Here is a 14,940-nt window from a genome sequence, read left to right as displayed (position 1 = left end):
GTTACACGGTCAACGCTGGACCCATGATCACCGTCGCGTTGGCCAAAGGAGCGCTGCTCAAGGATTCCGCGGCTCGGTTTGCGGCCGCAGGTCTTGATTTTTCGGCGGCTCTGGACAAGGACAACCGCCAGCTGATGCTGCCCACCCCCTGCGGTCGAGCCCGGGCACTGCTGGTGCGCAACGGTGATGTGCCGACTTACGTGGCCTACGGCCAGGCCCAGCTTGGTGTGGTTGGCTATGACGTGCTGCGGGAGCACCAATTGCCGGTGGCGCAGCTGGTGGATCTGGGTTTCGGAGGCTGTCGCATGGCCGTGGCCGTCAAGGCCAGCAGCGGGTACGAACGGGCGGCGGACCTGCCGCCCCACTGCCGGGTGGCGAGCAAGTTCACCCATTGCGCCCGTGAATACTTCGATGGGCTCGATCTACCGGTGGAGCTGGTGCATTTGAATGGCTCTGTCGAGCTCGGGCCCATCACCGGCATGTCCGAAGCGATCGTGGATCTGGTGGCGACGGGGCGCACCCTGCGGGACAACGGGCTGGTGGCCATCGAGGATCTGTTCCACACCACGGCCCGCTTGGTTGGTCACCCCCTGTCGATGCGGCTGGATGATGGGTCTTTGAACGCCATTGTTGAGGCGGTCCGCACGGCTTCAGCCGCTGCCGGAGCCGCCGGATGAGCGTCATCAGTGATTGGAAACGAGTGCGTCGGCTGGGCCGTTATCTCGTTCATGACCGCCGCCGTCTGCTGCTGACCCTGGTGCTGCTCGTGCCGTTAGCGGTGGCGGGAGCGATTCAGCCCCTGTTGGTGGGCCAGGCCATCAGTGTGTTGCGCAACGAACCCAGCCTTCCCTGGCTGGAGGGTCTGACGACCGGGGCCGCCATCCGCCTGATCGTGTCGCTGCTGCTCGTGTCGGTGCTGTTGCGTCTAGCGCTGCAGGGGGTTCAGCTGTTCAACATCCAGGCTGTGGGTCAGCGACTTACCGCACGGATCCGGGATGATCTGTTTCGTCATGCCCTGTCGCTGTCGCTGCGGTTCCACGACGGCATGCCTGTGGGCAAGTTGCTCACACGGCTCACCAGTGATGTCGATGCCTTGTCGGAGGTCTTCGGCAGCGGAGCCGTTGGTGTTCTTGGCGATCTGGTGAGCCTGGTGGTGATCGCCAGCTCGATGCTGCTGATCGAATGGCGGCTTGGCCTGTTGCTGCTTTGCACACAGATCCCCGTGACCTTGATGGTGATCTGGTTGCAGGGCCGTTACCGCAAGGCGAATTACCGAGTTCGAGAGGAGCTCTCCCAGCTCAATGCTGATTTTCAGGAGAACCTGCAGGGCCTGGAGGTGGTCCAGATGTTTCGGCGCGAGCAGGTCAACGGCGAGCGCTTCCAGCGCACCGGTTCCGCTTACAGGCGCGCTGTGAATGGAACGATTTTCTTCGACAGCAGCATCTCTGCCTTCCTCGAATGGGTGTCCCTCGGAGCTGTTGCCCTGGTGTTGGCTCTTGGGGGATGGATGGTGACATCAGGTTCCATGGGCCTTGGAATCCTCACCACCTTCATCCTCTATTCCCAGCGTCTGTTTGATCCGCTGCGTCAGCTGGCGGAACGGTTCACCCAGATTCAGGGTGGTCTGACGGCCGTGGAGCGCATCGGTGAGCTGATGGAGCAGCCCCTGGAGATCGTGGAGGATCCCAACGCCACTCCGCTGCGTTCGGCCGGCCTGGGGGAGGTGATTTTCGAGAACGTCAGCTTCAGCTATCGGCCGGATGAGCCGATCCTGCGCAACCTCTCCTTCCGCATTGCTCCTGGCGAGCACGTGGCCCTGGTGGGACCGACGGGGTCTGGAAAAACCACCGTCATCCGGCTGCTCTGCCGGCTGTATGAACCTCAGCAGGGCCGGATTCTTCTGGATGGTCGTGACATTCGTTCGATTTCGATCGCCGATCTGCGACGTCAGCTGGGGGTGGTGTTGCAGGACACCTTCCTGTTCAGCGGCAACGTGGCCGATAACCTTCGGCTCAATGCCGAGATCAGCGATCAGGAGCTGGCTGGAATCTGCCGTGATCTGGGCCTGAACGACCTGTTGCAACGGCTGCCTAATGGGTTGGAGACAGAGTTGCGGGAGCGTGGCGGCAATCTCTCGTCCGGTGAACGTCAGCTGCTGGCGGTGGCACGGGTTGCGATCCGTAACCCCACGGTGCTGGTGATGGACGAGGCCACCGCCTTCATGGATCCCTCCACAGAGGCCACCCTGCAACGCGACCTGGATCGGTTGCTGCAGAAACGCACGGCTGTGGTGATCGCCCATCGCCTGGCCACGGTGGAAGCCTCGGATCGGATTCTGGTGCTGCGCCGCGGTGAGTTGATCGAACAGGGCACGCACCTGGAGTTGCGAGCCCGGGGTGGGCTCTACGCCCAGCTGGCGGAGCTGCAGGAAAAGGGGTTGGCTCGTTTGTGATGACCTCCCCCCTCGTCCTGCCGGCTGCGCCGCTGCTTGAGCAGTACGGCGAGGAGGCCCGTCTCTGCTCCTGTGCCAACGATCAGCTGACCCTGGTGTTCAGTCGACGTCATCCCTTTGACCTGGTGGAACTGGAGCAGTTGCTGGAAGCGGTGGGCTGGAGTCGGCGGCCGGTGCGGCGGGTGCGCAAAGCCCTGGCCAACAGCCTGCTCACCGTTGGCCTGTGGCGGCACGATCCCCGCATCCCCCGCCTGGTGGGCTTCGCCCGTTGCACCGGTGATGGTGTCTTCGAAGCCACGGTCTGGGATGTGGCTGTGCACCCGCTTTACCAGGGCAGTGGCTTGGGCAGTCAGCTGATGGTCTACGTACTGGAGGCTCTGGAGGCCATGGGCACGGAGCGAGTGAGCCTGTTCGCCGATCCAGGCGTGGTCAACTTCTATCAGCGCCAGGGTTGGGAGCTGGAGCCGCAGCAGCATCGCTGCGCGTTTTGGTACGCCAGCTGAGCTGCGTTCCGTTCAGCGGTCGTAGTCACCTGCCAGTTGATCAGCGGCAATGCCTTGCTGCCAACGGCGTCGCAGCCTCCAGTTGCACCAGGCCCTGCTGATCACCCCCTGCTCCTGCCAGCGTCGGTTGCTGGTGACCAGCGGACAGCGAAGTCGCCGCAGCCTGTGGTGACGCGCAATCCTCTCCACCAGGTCCAGGTCCTCCATCAAGGGGATCGGGCGATAACCGCCGCTGGCTGCATAAAGCGTGCGGTGGATCAGCAGCCCCTGGTCGCCGTAGGGGCGCTGACCCAGCCGACTGCGCAGGCCGACGCTGCGTTCCAGCAGCCACAGCATCGGCCCCCGCTCCTCCACACGAAAGTCGAAGAACCAGGCATCGCGTTTCGCCTGGGGGTTCTCAATCACCCGTTGAACGGCGCTGCACCAGCGGGGCGGCAGACGGCTGTCGGCGTGGAGCACCAGCGTCCAGTCATGGATAGCAGCGGCCATGCCGTGGATGAGTTGCTGCCCACGGCCCCGTTCTGGGCTGCTCAGTCGAGCCACGCCAGCCAGGCTGGCCACAACTGTTGTTCGATCTCGGCTCCCTCCATCAACGACGATCACCTGGGCCCCATGGGGCCACCGGGCCAGATCGGCCAGCAGCAGGGGAAGCCGTCGCGCTTCGTTAAGCGTCGGGATCAGGATGCTCAGCCCTGCCATCGCTTGAGGTCACGCAGGTGATCCAGGTCCTGTAGCTGCGGCAGGAGTCCCACGGTGAGGTTGTTGCATTCGGCTGACTCCAGCGTGGTAACCAAGACCTCGGAGCTGCCCCAGGGGATGCCGACCAGTGGCCATCGCTCCGGTGTCTGCATCAGCGCTGCGGACAGACCCATCAGCCAGTAGCCCCCGTCAGCGGCGGGCCCCAGGACAAGGTCATGGCTGTGCAGGCTCTCCAGTGCCATCAGCAGGTCGCGGCGGTTGAACTCCGGTAGGTCGCTGCCCACCACAAGCGCAGGGGTGCGGCGATGGCGCAGGCGCAGCAGTTGCCGTTTCAACCGTGTTCCGAGGTTGCCATCGCCCTGCAGTCCGATCTCTTCGATGCCCTGCTGCCGGCCCCAACGCCCGGCACGGCTGGGACCCAGTCCACTGACGGCCAACACAGGGCTGACCCACCCGTCTCGATGCAATGTGCAGGCCACAGCGATGGTGTGATGGGTGAGCCGCGCCTGCAGGCGGGCACTGCGTTCGCTGCTGTGATTAAGGCTCAGCTGTGACCGCATGTCCGCAGCCAGTCGTCGTTTGCATCGCCCCGGCGCGGGCCAGCGGGCCATCAGCACCAGGGCAGCGGGAGTGGTCACCTCAGCGCTGGCGTCGTGGCAGTTCCTTCGGCAGAACCTCCAGGGTTTGTTCTAGGCCGTCGCGTTCGATCGTGATCTGCATCGGTTGCCCTACACGGCCTCGATCAACGGCCAGTTGCACTTCGGATGGATTCTCCACTGGGGTTGCATTCACGGCCCGGATCAGATCGCACTGGCGGATCCCTGCCGATTCAGCCGGGGTGTCGGGCACCACGTCCACCACGAGAACACCGTTCACAACGGGCACGGTGCAGCGGGTGCTGGTGGCATTGATCTCCCGTGCCAGTTGCGGGGTGAGGCTGCGCAGCTGCACACCGATGAAGGGGTGCGAGGCCTGCCCGGTGCTCACGATCTGCTGAGCGATCCGTTTGGCGAGGTTGATCGGCACCGCAAAACTCAACCCAGCCCCTGGGGCCTTGCGGATGGCCGTATTCATGCCGATCACCTCACCGGCTGCGCTGATCAACGGTCCACCGCTGTTGCCTGGATTCACGGCAGCGTCCGTCTGGATGTACGGCACTCGCTGCCCTTCCCCGATGTTGGCATCAGTCCGATCCACGGCACTGATGATGCCGGCGGTGACGGTGTTGTTCAGGCCAAAGGGATTCCCGATCGCAATCGCCCATTCCCCTGGCCGCAGCTGGTCGGAATTGCCGAGGCTCGCCACCGGCAGATTTTCTGCCACCACCTTCACCACAGCCACGTCCGTGAGTGGGTCGCCGCCCAGGACGGTGCCTTGGAACCGGCGCCCGTCGGGCAGGGTCACATTGACCCGATCCGCCCCGCGCACCACGTGCTCGTTCGTGAAGATCAGGCCGTTGGCACGGGTGATGAACCCCGACCCCTGGCCCTGCTGCCGCTGGGTGGAGGGGCCAAGGCCGAACAGCTGACCCATCGGGTTGTTGATGTCTTTCTCCGTATCGATCCGCACCACCGAAGGCCCGACCCGCTCGACGGCTTTGACGATCACGTTCTCACCCGGTTGCAGGGGGGCTGAGCGCGGCTGATCGTGGACCACAGGCGGAGGTTCCACCTTCGGAGCTTGCGATCCTCCCCTCAGGTCTCGAAGCAGGCTGCAGGAGTTCAGGCTGGTGGCGATCAGGGTGAACCCGATCAGACGCAGCGAAGGCGGCATCGAAGCTTGGTGTCTGCTGATTCATTAAAAGCGGACTGTTCCGAGCAGCGTGCGTAGATTCAGCATTCAAGGGATGGCGGTGTGGTGCTGACGGGCGAGGAGCTCTGGAGCAAGGTGCGTGAGGGGCTGCAGACCAAGCTGAGCAAGCCCACCTTCGAGACCTTCATCCGGCCAACGGCCTGCAGTGGCTTTGCCAACGGGGAACTGCGCCTGCTGGCCCCGAATCCCTTTGCCGGAGTCAGGTTGAGGGAGCAGCTTCTCCCTTCGATCACCCAGTTGGCCAGCGAAGCCTGCGGTGGCCCGGTGCAGGTGGTGGTTCTGGCTGATTCCGCTGTCGTCTCCCCCGGGGTGACAAACCAGGACGCTGACCCGCCGGAACCCGCCTCGGCCCCCGGAGACTCGGCGGCTGCCCGGGAGTCCGCGCCGTCGCGATCGCCGCGACGGGTGCTGCCGGGGCTCAACCCCCGTTATGTGTTCGGTCGATTCGTTGTGGGTCCCAACAGTCGGATGGCCCATGCGGCAGCCCTGGCGGTGGCGGAGGCTCCCGGCCGTGAATTCAATCCCCTGTTCATCTGTGGCGGAGTCGGTCTGGGCAAGACCCACTTGATGCAGGCCATCGGTCACTACCGGCTGGAGATCGATCCCTCCGCTCGAGTGTCCTACGTCTCCACCGAAACCTTCACCAATGATCTGATTGACAGCATCCGCAAGGACGGCATGAAGGCCTTCCGAGACCGTTACCGCGCGGCGGATCTGCTGTTGGTGGATGACATCCAATTCATCGAAGGCAAGGAATACACCCAGGAGGAGTTCTTCCACACCTTCAATGCCCTACACGAAGCCGGCAAACAGGTGGTGATCGCCAGTGATCGGCCCCCCAGTCAGATCTCCCGGTTGCAGCAGCGCTTGATCTCACGCTTCCAGATGGGCCTGATCGCTGATATCCAGGCTCCTGATCTCGAGACCCGCATGGCGATTCTCCAGAAGAAAGCGGAGCAGGAGCGCATGGCCCTGCCCCGGGATCTGATCCACTACCTGGCGGGGCGTTTCACCTCCAACATCCGTGAGCTTGAGGGGGCCCTCACCCGTGCCGTGGCCTTCGCCTCGATCACCGGCCTGCCGATGACGGTGGAGTCGGTGGCGCCGATGCTTGATCCGACCGGGCAAGGCGTCGATGTCACACCGCAACAAGTGATCGACAAGGTGTCGGAGGTGTTTGATGTCACCGCAGAGGAGATGCTCAGCAGCACTCGCCGTCGTGCCGTCAGTCAGGCCCGTCAGGTGGGGATGTATCTGATGCGGCAGGGCACGGATCTGAGCCTGCCGCGGATCGGCGACACCTTTGGCGGCAAGGACCACACCACCGTGATGTACGCGATCGAACAGGTGGAGAAGAAGCTGGCCAGCGACCCCCAGCTGGCCGGCCAGGTGCAGAAGGTCAAGGACCTGCTTCAGATTGATTCCCGGCGCAAACGCTGATCAGCGGCAAGCCTTCTTGTCGCCTTTCCATCCCGCCATCGTGCTGGCCGCCTGGGAACAGACCAGGCGCCGTGCCGGGGCCAGTGCTGGCTGGAGCTGCCGGGAACTGAAGGGTGGCAAGGGCCGTCGACGCAACCAGGCACCCCAGCGAAATTCGTGATAAGGGATCTGTGGCTGCGGCTTGATGAAGCCTTCCTTCTTCAGCTTCCACACCAGGCTGCGGTAGGGGTCATCCTCCAGATCGAGCAAGGTGCGGGGTAACTCCATCGGCTGACGCGGTCCAGCCCCCCGTCCGTCGATCAGGTACAACCAACCCTGTTGTTCGAGGAACCGCAGCACCTCGCTGCGGTCGCTGCAGTGCAGCTCGGCAATCACGTATCCCCAGGTCGTGGACTGGGGATCCAGACCCAGCAGACCCCGCAGTCGGTGGTGGCGATCCACCATCCAGACCTCACCGGCAGCATTGCGAACCAGGGGCACGGGTTTGCCCTTGAGGTAATCGAGCCGTTGCTGGCGGGTTTCGCTGGCGAAGTCCTCCTGCCGGGCCCACACCTCCGCCAGACCCACGCACCATTGGGTTGGCTGCAGGCTGGCGATGGGGATCTCGATCAGCTCGGTCTTGCGTCCAGCTTCCGGGATCGGTTGGTAGCCAGACAGGTCGAGAGCCACACCGCAGGTGTCAAGAGTCTCACTATGGCCGACTCACGAAAGGCGCTGGGTCCTGATCGAATCGGTCCCGGATCGGCAGTGGTGGCGGCTGACCCGGACCGTCCAGTGCTGCCGTCCGTTCAAGTGCCTGACGCAACAGCCGAGCGGCCGGCAGGGGCATGTCCCGAGGGACTGAGATCCGATCGCGGAGGTGGCGAAGCGCAAGGGCACTGCCGTGGTCGGGGCACGGTGAGCCTTGGCCCATCAGGTTGGTGAGAGCACACCGGAGTGGTTGATCAAAGCCGCTGCGGCCCAGTGGGTTTCGCTCCATCAATCGCTCGCGGTGACGCAGCACCCGGCCGAGGGCAATGGCCGCCGCGTTGATGCTGTGGTCGGCGTCCCAGCAGGCTTCATCGTCAGCGAGTCCGTCACCGCGGTCGATTTGATCGGCCATGGTCCGTGCCGCGTCGGAACGGTTGGACCAGCAGCCGCCCATCTGTGGGGGAAGGTCGTGGGCATGGGTGTGGTGATCGCTCTGGGTGCCGCGATAGGTGGCCAGCTGTTCAAGAGCCCGGAACCAGGCATCGATGGCCGGATGCTCATGGCGGAGTCGATATCCCTTGTAGTAAGCCAACGAGGCGTTCATCCGTTCCACATAAGGCACGAACACCAGGTCAGCGGTTCCCGGTGCAGCGGGATCAAGAAAGGGGCCGGGTGATTGACGCAGGGCTTGCTCGAACTGCCCGGCGACGCGCCGGAATTGCTCCATGGCCCGTTGGTCATCCTTCGGGCTGAGGCCAGGGGAGCACAGCCACAGGCACCAAGCCCGGAACAGCAGCCGTTCCAGCTGCCGATGGGAGCGTACGTCCGGAGTGGTCATCGGTTGGCCGAGGGGCCCGAAAGTCGCCTCCAGTTGCAGGAGGATCTCATCGCTTTCGGTGATCAGCCGGCCATCGAGATCAAGGGCCGGCAGCATTCCGCTCGGAACACGACGCAGAAACCAGGGCTCTTTGCTGCCGTAGCAGCGCATCGTCACCTTGCGGATGCGGTACGGAATCCGTTTGAACTCCAACCACAACCACACCTTTTGGCAGTACGGGCACCAGGCGTGGTGATCGCGGTAAAGGGTGACGCGAACAGCGCTTGCTTCCTGGCCGAACAAGCGAAGAACCGCCTGGGCATTGGTCGGCCCCTGCGTGCGGTCAGATTCGTCAGCGGTCAGACCCTCCAGGTCTGACCAGGAGAGTGCTTCAGACGGAACCGATGTAAGGGGCATGGAGGATCGGGGACAGATCGCCTCGTCCATAGGACTGCCAGTCCCCCAATTCCTGCATCAGCGCCAGACAGTCGTCCTGGCGACCCTCGCGTGCCAGCTGTTTGAGACGAAGACTCATGTCGTCGGAGGTGAGCAGCATCACGATGTCCCGACGCTGGAGCACCTGTTGCTCAAGATCAGGGGGTTGGGGCTTGGAACGTTGCGTTTTTTTCATGGGTCAACGGTGGTAAGGCTCTCGCTTCCACGTCTCTTCACGTGTCCTTGAGCCAATCTTGCTCAAACCATAACGCTGCCTTTACTTTCTGCCATGTGTCTGGTGGCACGTCGACAGGCATCCTCCGCTTCAAGAGAATTGATCTGTTGCCAACGTCGCCATGGCCATCGAGTCGACCTTTGATCTGATTGTTCTGGGTGCAGGGTCTGGAGGGTTGGCCGCTGCCAAGCGGGCGGCCCGCCATGGCGCCAAGGTGGCCATTGTTGAGGGAGACCGCGTCGGCGGCACCTGTGTGATCCGGGGATGTGTCCCCAAAAAGCTCTTGGTCTACGGCGCTCAGGCGCGGCATCAACTGAACGATGCCCCGGCCTATGGCCTCACCCTGGGTTCCGTTGAGAGCAGCGTTGCGGAACTGTTTCGCCGGGTGCGGGCCGAGGTGGATCGGCTCAATCATCTGCATCTCGGCTTTCTGGAAAAGGCGGGTGTTGCGCGCATCGATGGCTGGGGCCGGTTCCTGTCCGACCAGTGCATCGGCATCGCCACCGAACGCGGTGGTCCGATTCAACGGGAGCTTTCGGCTGCACACTATTTGGTGGCGGTTGGTGGGCGGCCGGTGCGCCCGGATATTCCCGGGATTGAGCACACCTGGATCAGCGATGACATGTTCAACCTGGAGCAGTTGCCGAAGGAGGTGGTGGTGGTGGGAGCGGGCTTCATCGCCTGTGAATTCGCCTGCATCCTGCGGGGCCTTGGAGTGGAGGTCACCCAGGTGGTGCGGGGCTCGGGCCTGCTAAGGGGATTTGACCGGGAGCTGGCGGACGCCGTGCTGGAGGGGCTGCGGGAGCAGGGAATCCACGTGTTGTTGGAACGCACGGTGTCGGCAGTGAGCGGTCAGCCCGGTGACCTGACGGTTCAGATGTCGGATGGGCTGGCTCTGCCCTGCGGTGGGGTGTTGATGGCCACAGGCCGTCGCCCCTGGCTGGAGGGTCTGGGTCTCGATGCTGCTGGTGTGGCCGTGGAGCAGGGACGGATCAACGTTGATGCCGATTCACGCACCTCGGTTGCCCACATTTATGCCGTTGGTGATGTCACCGACCGGGTCAACCTCACGCCGGTGGCGATCGACGAAGGCCGCGCCTTTGCCGATTCCACCTTTGGCACTCGGCCTCGACAGGTGAACCACGACCTTTTGGCCAGCGCGGTGTTCAGTGATCCCGAACTGGCCACGGTGGGCCTTTCTGAAGAGGCGGCGATCGACCGGCACGGTGTGGATGGTGTGGTGATCCATCGGGCCCGGTTCCGATCAATGTCGCGTGCTCTCCCTGCCACCGGTCCCCGTTGTCTGTTGAAGCTGGTTGTGGAGACCTCGACGGATCGTGTGATCGGGTGCCACATGGTGGGGGAGCATGCCGCCGAAATCATTCAGATGGCAGCCATTGCCGTCGGTATGGGGGCCACCAAGGCAGATTTCGATCGCACGATGGCCTTGCATCCCTCGGTGTCCGAGGAATTCGTGACGATGGGTTGATCCCAAAAGTCTGATGAAATCTTGAGAACCGTCGCATCCATCACAGGACCCGTGAGACGCATTAGTTATGGTGAAGTTAAGGAAGCGTTAATTCTTGATGCCCATTCCCTTCTTGTTGCTTCTTGCGGCTTGGTTGGGGGTGGGAACGGTTCAGGGAGGTGCCTGGTGTGACGATCAGCAGGCGGGGATTGGTAGCTACGACCCCCAGCGCTCCGAGATTGCCCTCTGCACGGAGCGCATCCGCTCCAAAGGGCGCTCCATCGATGAGGTCGTACGGCATGAGCTGTTTCATGCCGTGCAACACCTGTTCGGTCGGGATGGCCGCAGTTTTCTCAATGACAGCCAGATCACCGTTCTCGTCCATCGCTTCATGGATGACCGCGAGGTGATGGCTGTGATCAGCCTGTACCCAAGCGATGAGATCAATAGTGAGTTGGAGGCTCGCCTGATGTCCCGTCTTGTACCGAATGAAGTGATTGGCGGCGCTCTTCTGGCGGGGCGCTTGGTGCAGCAGGCCCCCCAGCAGGGGCCGATCGGCTCCTTGCGGGCGTATCTGCTCGGCGATTGATCAGTCGAGTTTTTCCGCCAATCTCAGGGCCAATGCGATCACGGTGAGACCAGGTCCCACACTGGGGCAACTGGGGAAGATGCTGGCGTCCGCGAGGTAGAGATTCTCCAGCTCATGGCTCTTTCCGTGAGCATCGACCACGGAGTTGGCGGGGTCGTCGCCCATTCGACAGCTGCCGCAGCCATAGCCCACCACACTCAGGGGCGCTTCACCACGGGCATGGGTGGGAGCCTTCAGCACCACTTTGGTGATCGGGTCCTTCTCCACCCCTTTCAAGGTGTCGATCCATCGATAGACGAGTCGATCGTGAGCTTCGCGGTTGTTGTGGATGTAATTGATGCGGATTTGGTCGTTGTGCAGCCAGATCTTGTTGTGGGGATCCGGCATCACTTCCGTCATCGCCCACCAGGCCACGGAGCGGGACGCTAGTCGTTCGATACCGAAATCAGGAATCAATTTGCTCACCAGTGAGAGCACAGGTGGCGACTCGGCGAACAACACGTCCTGCAGCACGCCGCCGGCGGTCTGGATGTGCCCCAGGGGAAAGCTGACGTTCTTGTCTCCCCAGTAGTAGTCATTAATGCCCAGGGATCGTCCATAGCGACCGCTGTTGCGTTCGGTGGCCAGCTGCAGGATCGAGGTGAGCTGCAGATTCATCAGATTGCGGCCCACCTGATCGGAGCCGTTGCTGATGCCCTTGGGGTGATGGGAGTTCGCCGAGCGCAGCAGGATCACAGGAGTATTCACAGCCCCTGCCGCCAACACCACAACATCAGCGCGGAACAACCAGGTGTCTCCCTCCAGCTCCGCCTCCACAGCCTTCACCTCTCGACCGTTGGGGTTCACATGCAGCCGCAACACCTTGGCGTTGTCGCGCAGGGTGAGCCGGTCCGGATCTCCAGCTTCAAGTCCGAACAGCTGGGCATCGCCACTCGGGTCCTCCCGATCGTCAGACCAGCTGATGGGGATGTCGTAGGGCTGGCATCCCTGGCGTTGCAGAGCGGCGCGAAGCGGTTCCAGAAACGGTTCCACCGCTTTTGGTTTGGCCAGGAAGTCGCCATGGCGCCCTGGCTCGGTGGGGTCCACACCGGCCTTGCCATGCACCCGGTACAGCTGTTCAGCCTGTTCGTAATAAGGGACCAGTTCGGCGTAGTCGAACGGCCATGCCGGTGAAATTCCCTCCTGCAGGGGGACTTCGGTGAAGTCCTTTTCACGCATGCGCTCCAGCACCGCGCCCCAGATCTTGGTGTTGCCGCCGCGGGCATAGCTGGTCTGGGGGGCGAAGGGATCTCCGTCGGGACCAAACCAACGTTCGTTTTTGGGGTGGTAGCGATCCTTCTGGAACAGATCCACATCGGCGACGTTCTGATCCTCCAGGGCCATCGCCCCGCCGCGCTCGAGCACCAGCACGGTTTTGCCCTTGCGGCTCAGAGCACCGGCCAGGGTGCCGCCTCCGGCGCCGCTGCCGATCACGATGACGTCGTAGTGGCGATCGTCGATAATCATGGGATTACTGCCAGACGTAAATAAGGAGAAACAGAAGGATCCAGATCACATCGACGAAGTGCCAGAACAGGCTCACCGAAGCGACGCCCATTTCCCCCTTGTCGTAATTTCCCGGCCGGAACGATCGGGCCAGCATCAAGCCCATCAGCAGGATGCCGGTGATCACATGCAGGCCGTGAAAACCTGTTAGCAGATAGAACATCCCTCCGAACACACCGCTACTAAGGCTGAAGGTGAGTTCCGACCATTCGACGTACTGCCCGTAGACGAAGTAGGACCCCATCGCCATGGTGAGGAACCACACCGCCCGGAAGCCCCAGAGGTTGCCCTTGTGCAGATATCGCTCGGCGAAGTAGGCCACAAAGCTGGAGCTCACCAAGACCACGCTGTTGATCAGAGGCATGCGCACCTCCAACCCCTCAACGCCATCCGGTAGCCATTGGGGGGCCGTGAGCTTGAGCACGGCGTAGCCAGCGAAAAAGGCCAGGAAGATGACGCTCTCGGAGAGCAGGAAGATCACGAAGCCGGTCATGTTGTGACCGTCGTGCTTCACATGGCCAGCGGTGTGATTGAGCTGAATGTCAGGGTTGACGCTGGTCATCTGTTCAGGCCTCCTGGGAACGGCGGACGTAGAACTCCTCGTCCTCGACGAGGGGGTGGCCCAGGCCGTAGCCGTAGGGCTCGCTGATCACGGTGGGAATGTCGTCCTCGAAGTTCTCAGCTGGTGGTGGAGAGGGAAGTAGCCACTCCAAACCGATGGCCCGCCATGGGTTGGCAGGTGCCTTCGGGCCCCGGGCCCAGGAGCTCACCATGTTGAGAATGAAGGGGATCGAGGCGACGCCGAGCATGAAAGCGCCAATGCTGGCGATCACATTCCAAAGGGCGAATTCCGGGTCGTAGGAAGCAACACGGCGGGGCATGCCGAGCAGGCCGGCCCAGTGCAACGGCAACCAGTTCAAGGTGGCGCCGATGAAGGTGAGCGCAAAGTGCACCTTGCCGAGGCCCTCGTAGTACATGCGGCCGGTGAATTTCGGGAACCAGTGGTAGATCCCAGCAAATACCCCAAAGCCAATCGTGTTAAAGATCACGTAGTGGAAGTGGGCCACCACGAAGTAGGTGTTTCCCACATGTACATCGATGGGAACGGTGGCCAACATCACGCCAGTGATGCCGGCGAAGATGAAGTTGAACAGGCCTCCGAGGCAGAACAACATCGGCGTGTTCAACCTCAAATTTCCTTGCCACAGCGTGCCCAGCCAGGCGAACACCTTCACGCCGGTGGGCACCGCGATCAACATCGTGGTGAACATGAAAATGTGGCGCATCCAGTTCGGTGTGCCTGTGTAGAACATGTGGTGAGCCCACACGATCAGGCTGAGAAACGTGATGCCGAAGGAGGCGATGGCCACGAACCGGTAGCCGAACAGCGGCTTGCGGGCATAAACGGGGAACAGCTCAGAGAAGATGCCAAAAACCGGCAGCACCAGCACATACACGGCGGGGTGCGAATAGAACCAGAAGAAGTGTTGGAACAGCACCGGATCACCACCGCCCTCAGGCCGGAAAAAGCTGGTGCCGAAGCTGAGGTCAAACAACAACATCACAGCACCACCGGTGAGGGCCGGCAGGCCGATCAACTGAATCGTCTGGGCGGCCCAGGCGGTCCACACGAACACCGGCATCTTGAAAAAGCCCATCCCGGGGGCGCGCATGCGGATGATCGTCGTCACGAAATTGACGGCGCCCATGATCGAGGAGATTCCCGACAGCGCTACCGCCAGGATCCAGAGGAACTCACCGTTGATGAAGTGCCCCAGGGGGTTCTGCAGACTCATCGGCGGATAGGACCACCAGCCCGAGGAGGCTGGACCGCCGGGAGCGAAGAAACTGCCCATCAGCACGACGGCGAACACCGGCACCAGCCAGAAGGCGGCGGCGTTGAGCTTCGGAAAGGCCATGTCCGGCGCACCGATCATCGTGGGGATCAACAGGTTGTTGAAGCCGTTGAGGATTGGGAACAGGAATAGGAACAGCATCACTGTTCCGTGCATGGTGTAGAGGCCGTTGTAAACGGTTGGATCAACGAGATCGGCCGGCGGTGTGATCAGTTCACCGCGCACGATCATGGCCAGCAGACCTCCCACCAGCAGGAAAAACAGGGAGGTGGCGATGTACTGGATGCCGATCACCTTGGCATCGGTGTTGAAGCTGAAGAAGCGCTTCCAGTTGTCCGGAGCACCGGGTACGGGATGGGGCGCCTTGAGGATGCGGGGGTCGTAATTGGTGGCGGTCAT

At 62.4% G+C, this 14,940-nt stretch carries 15 protein-coding genes; 6 read left to right on the top strand and 9 right to left on the bottom strand.

Annotation, left to right across the window (positions count from 1 at the left end):
* The first annotated feature begins 23 nt into the window (after positions 1–23).
* The 3 genes from hisG to TX72_RS07745 are packed head-to-tail and all read left to right on the top strand — an operon-like array spanning position 24 to position 2,955.
* Entirely contained in the window at positions 24–677 is a 654-nt protein-coding gene (gene hisG, locus TX72_RS07755) for an ATP phosphoribosyltransferase (protein ID WP_011128406.1), read from the top strand.
* Complete coding sequence (locus TX72_RS07750; RefSeq protein WP_011128405.1) at positions 674–2,452, top strand: ABC transporter ATP-binding protein; 1,779 nt, start codon at positions 674–676, stop codon at positions 2,450–2,452. Before hisG ends, TX72_RS07750 begins: the two co-directional genes overlap by 4 nt.
* Positions 2,452–2,955: a GNAT family N-acetyltransferase gene (locus tag TX72_RS07745; RefSeq protein ID WP_011128404.1), complete on the top strand. Its 504-nt coding sequence runs from the start codon at positions 2,452–2,454 to the stop codon at positions 2,953–2,955. The genes TX72_RS07750 and TX72_RS07745 overlap by 1 nt, the downstream gene beginning before the upstream one ends.
* 12 nt (positions 2,956–2,967) lie before the next feature.
* Here the strand turns inward: TX72_RS07745 and TX72_RS07740 are convergent, their stop codons facing one another.
* Genes TX72_RS07740 through TX72_RS07730 form a run of 3 tightly spaced genes read right to left on the bottom strand, consistent with a single transcriptional unit; the run spans position 2,968 to position 5,427 of the window.
* Positions 2,968–3,654 carry a TIGR04283 family arsenosugar biosynthesis glycosyltransferase gene (locus tag TX72_RS07740; protein WP_011128403.1) on the bottom strand — a complete coding sequence of 229 codons (687 nt, stop codon included), beginning with the start codon at positions 3,652–3,654 and terminating at the stop codon, positions 2,968–2,970.
* Positions 3,642–4,292 carry a TIGR04282 family arsenosugar biosynthesis glycosyltransferase gene (locus TX72_RS07735; RefSeq protein ID WP_011128402.1) on the bottom strand — a complete coding sequence of 217 codons (651 nt, stop codon included), beginning with the start codon at positions 4,290–4,292 and terminating at the stop codon, positions 3,642–3,644. Before TX72_RS07735 ends, TX72_RS07740 begins: the two co-directional genes overlap by 13 nt.
* Before the next feature lies 1 nt (position 4,293).
* Complete coding sequence (locus TX72_RS07730) at positions 4,294–5,427, bottom strand: trypsin-like peptidase domain-containing protein (RefSeq protein ID WP_011128401.1); 1,134 nt, start codon at positions 5,425–5,427, stop codon at positions 4,294–4,296.
* An 81-nt stretch (positions 5,428–5,508) separates the two neighbouring features.
* Between TX72_RS07730 and dnaA the strand changes: the two genes are divergently transcribed.
* Positions 5,509–6,906: a chromosomal replication initiator protein DnaA gene (dnaA, locus tag TX72_RS07725; RefSeq protein WP_011128400.1), complete on the top strand. Its 1,398-nt coding sequence runs from the start codon at positions 5,509–5,511 to the stop codon at positions 6,904–6,906.
* Here the strand turns inward: dnaA and TX72_RS07720 are convergent, their stop codons facing one another.
* Genes TX72_RS07720 through TX72_RS07710 form a run of 3 tightly spaced genes read right to left on the bottom strand, consistent with a single transcriptional unit; the run spans position 6,907 to position 9,044 of the window.
* Positions 6,907–7,575 carry a ParB-like protein gene (locus TX72_RS07720; RefSeq protein WP_011128399.1) on the bottom strand — a complete coding sequence of 223 codons (669 nt, stop codon included), beginning with the start codon at positions 7,573–7,575 and terminating at the stop codon, positions 6,907–6,909.
* A gap of 22 nt (positions 7,576–7,597) precedes the next feature.
* Positions 7,598–8,830, bottom strand: a complete 1,233-nt coding sequence (locus TX72_RS07715; protein WP_042503636.1) for a glutathione S-transferase family protein — start codon at positions 8,828–8,830, stop codon at positions 7,598–7,600.
* The gene (locus tag TX72_RS07710) at positions 8,805–9,044 is read right to left on the bottom strand and encodes a hypothetical protein (RefSeq protein ID WP_042503634.1); all 240 of its coding nucleotides are present in this window, start codon (positions 9,042–9,044) and stop codon (positions 8,805–8,807) included. The genes TX72_RS07715 and TX72_RS07710 overlap by 26 nt, the downstream gene beginning before the upstream one ends.
* A gap of 166 nt (positions 9,045–9,210) precedes the next feature.
* Between TX72_RS07710 and gorA the strand changes: the two genes are divergently transcribed.
* Positions 9,211–10,572 (top strand): glutathione-disulfide reductase, encoded by a 1,362-nt coding sequence (gorA, locus tag TX72_RS07705; RefSeq protein ID WP_042504356.1) that lies wholly within the window; start codon positions 9,211–9,213, stop codon positions 10,570–10,572.
* Between the two features lie 97 nt (positions 10,573–10,669).
* Positions 10,670–11,140 carry a hypothetical protein gene (locus TX72_RS07700; protein WP_042503628.1) on the top strand — a complete coding sequence of 157 codons (471 nt, stop codon included), beginning with the start codon at positions 10,670–10,672 and terminating at the stop codon, positions 11,138–11,140.
* Here the strand turns inward: TX72_RS07700 and TX72_RS07695 are convergent, their stop codons facing one another.
* From TX72_RS07695 to TX72_RS07685, 3 genes are read right to left on the bottom strand one after another with little or no spacing between them, the layout of a single operon-like run.
* Positions 11,141–12,646, bottom strand: a complete 1,506-nt coding sequence (locus TX72_RS07695; RefSeq protein ID WP_011128395.1) for a GMC oxidoreductase — start codon at positions 12,644–12,646, stop codon at positions 11,141–11,143. It lies immediately after the preceding gene.
* 4 nt (positions 12,647–12,650) lie between these two features.
* A complete protein-coding gene (locus tag TX72_RS07690; RefSeq protein WP_011128394.1) occupies positions 12,651–13,247 on the bottom strand; it encodes a cytochrome c oxidase subunit 3 in 597 nt (198 codons plus the stop codon).
* A gap of 4 nt (positions 13,248–13,251) precedes the next feature.
* Complete coding sequence (locus TX72_RS07685; protein WP_011128393.1) at positions 13,252–14,940, bottom strand: cytochrome c oxidase subunit I; 1,689 nt, start codon at positions 14,938–14,940, stop codon at positions 13,252–13,254.

The sequence above is a fragment of the Parasynechococcus marenigrum WH 8102 genome (assembly GCF_000195975.1).
GTDB classification, from domain to species: Bacteria; Cyanobacteriota; Cyanobacteriia; order PCC-6307; family Cyanobiaceae; genus Parasynechococcus; species Parasynechococcus marisnigri.
This window is presented reverse-complemented; position numbering and strand designations above follow the sequence as displayed.

Coding starts and splice junctions, on each gene's coding strand:
- TX72_RS07695 (WP_011128395.1), bottom strand. CDS start 12,646: ATGATTATCGACGATCGCCACTACGACGTCATCGTGATCGGCAGCGGC.
- TX72_RS07750 (WP_011128405.1), top strand. CDS start 674: ATGAGCGTCATCAGTGATTGGAAACGAGTGCGTCGGCTGGGCCGTTAT.
- TX72_RS07740 (WP_011128403.1), bottom strand. CDS start 3,654: ATGGCAGGGCTGAGCATCCTGATCCCGACGCTTAACGAAGCGCGACGG.
- TX72_RS07710 (WP_042503634.1), bottom strand. CDS start 9,044: ATGAAAAAAACGCAACGTTCCAAGCCCCAACCCCCTGATCTTGAGCAA.
- TX72_RS07690 (WP_011128394.1), bottom strand. CDS start 13,247: ATGACCAGCGTCAACCCTGACATTCAGCTCAATCACACCGCTGGCCAT.
- TX72_RS07715 (WP_042503636.1), bottom strand. CDS start 8,830: ATGCCCCTTACATCGGTTCCGTCTGAAGCACTCTCCTGGTCAGACCTG.
- TX72_RS07685 (WP_011128393.1), bottom strand. CDS start 14,940: ATGACCGCCACCAATTACGACCCCCGCATCCTCAAGGCGCCCCATCCC.
- TX72_RS07700 (WP_042503628.1), top strand. CDS start 10,670: ATGCCCATTCCCTTCTTGTTGCTTCTTGCGGCTTGGTTGGGGGTGGGA.
- TX72_RS07730 (WP_011128401.1), bottom strand. CDS start 5,427: ATGCCGCCTTCGCTGCGTCTGATCGGGTTCACCCTGATCGCCACCAGC.
- hisG (WP_011128406.1), top strand. CDS start 24: ATGATCACCGTCGCGTTGGCCAAAGGAGCGCTGCTCAAGGATTCCGCG.
- TX72_RS07745 (WP_011128404.1), top strand. CDS start 2,452: ATGACCTCCCCCCTCGTCCTGCCGGCTGCGCCGCTGCTTGAGCAGTAC.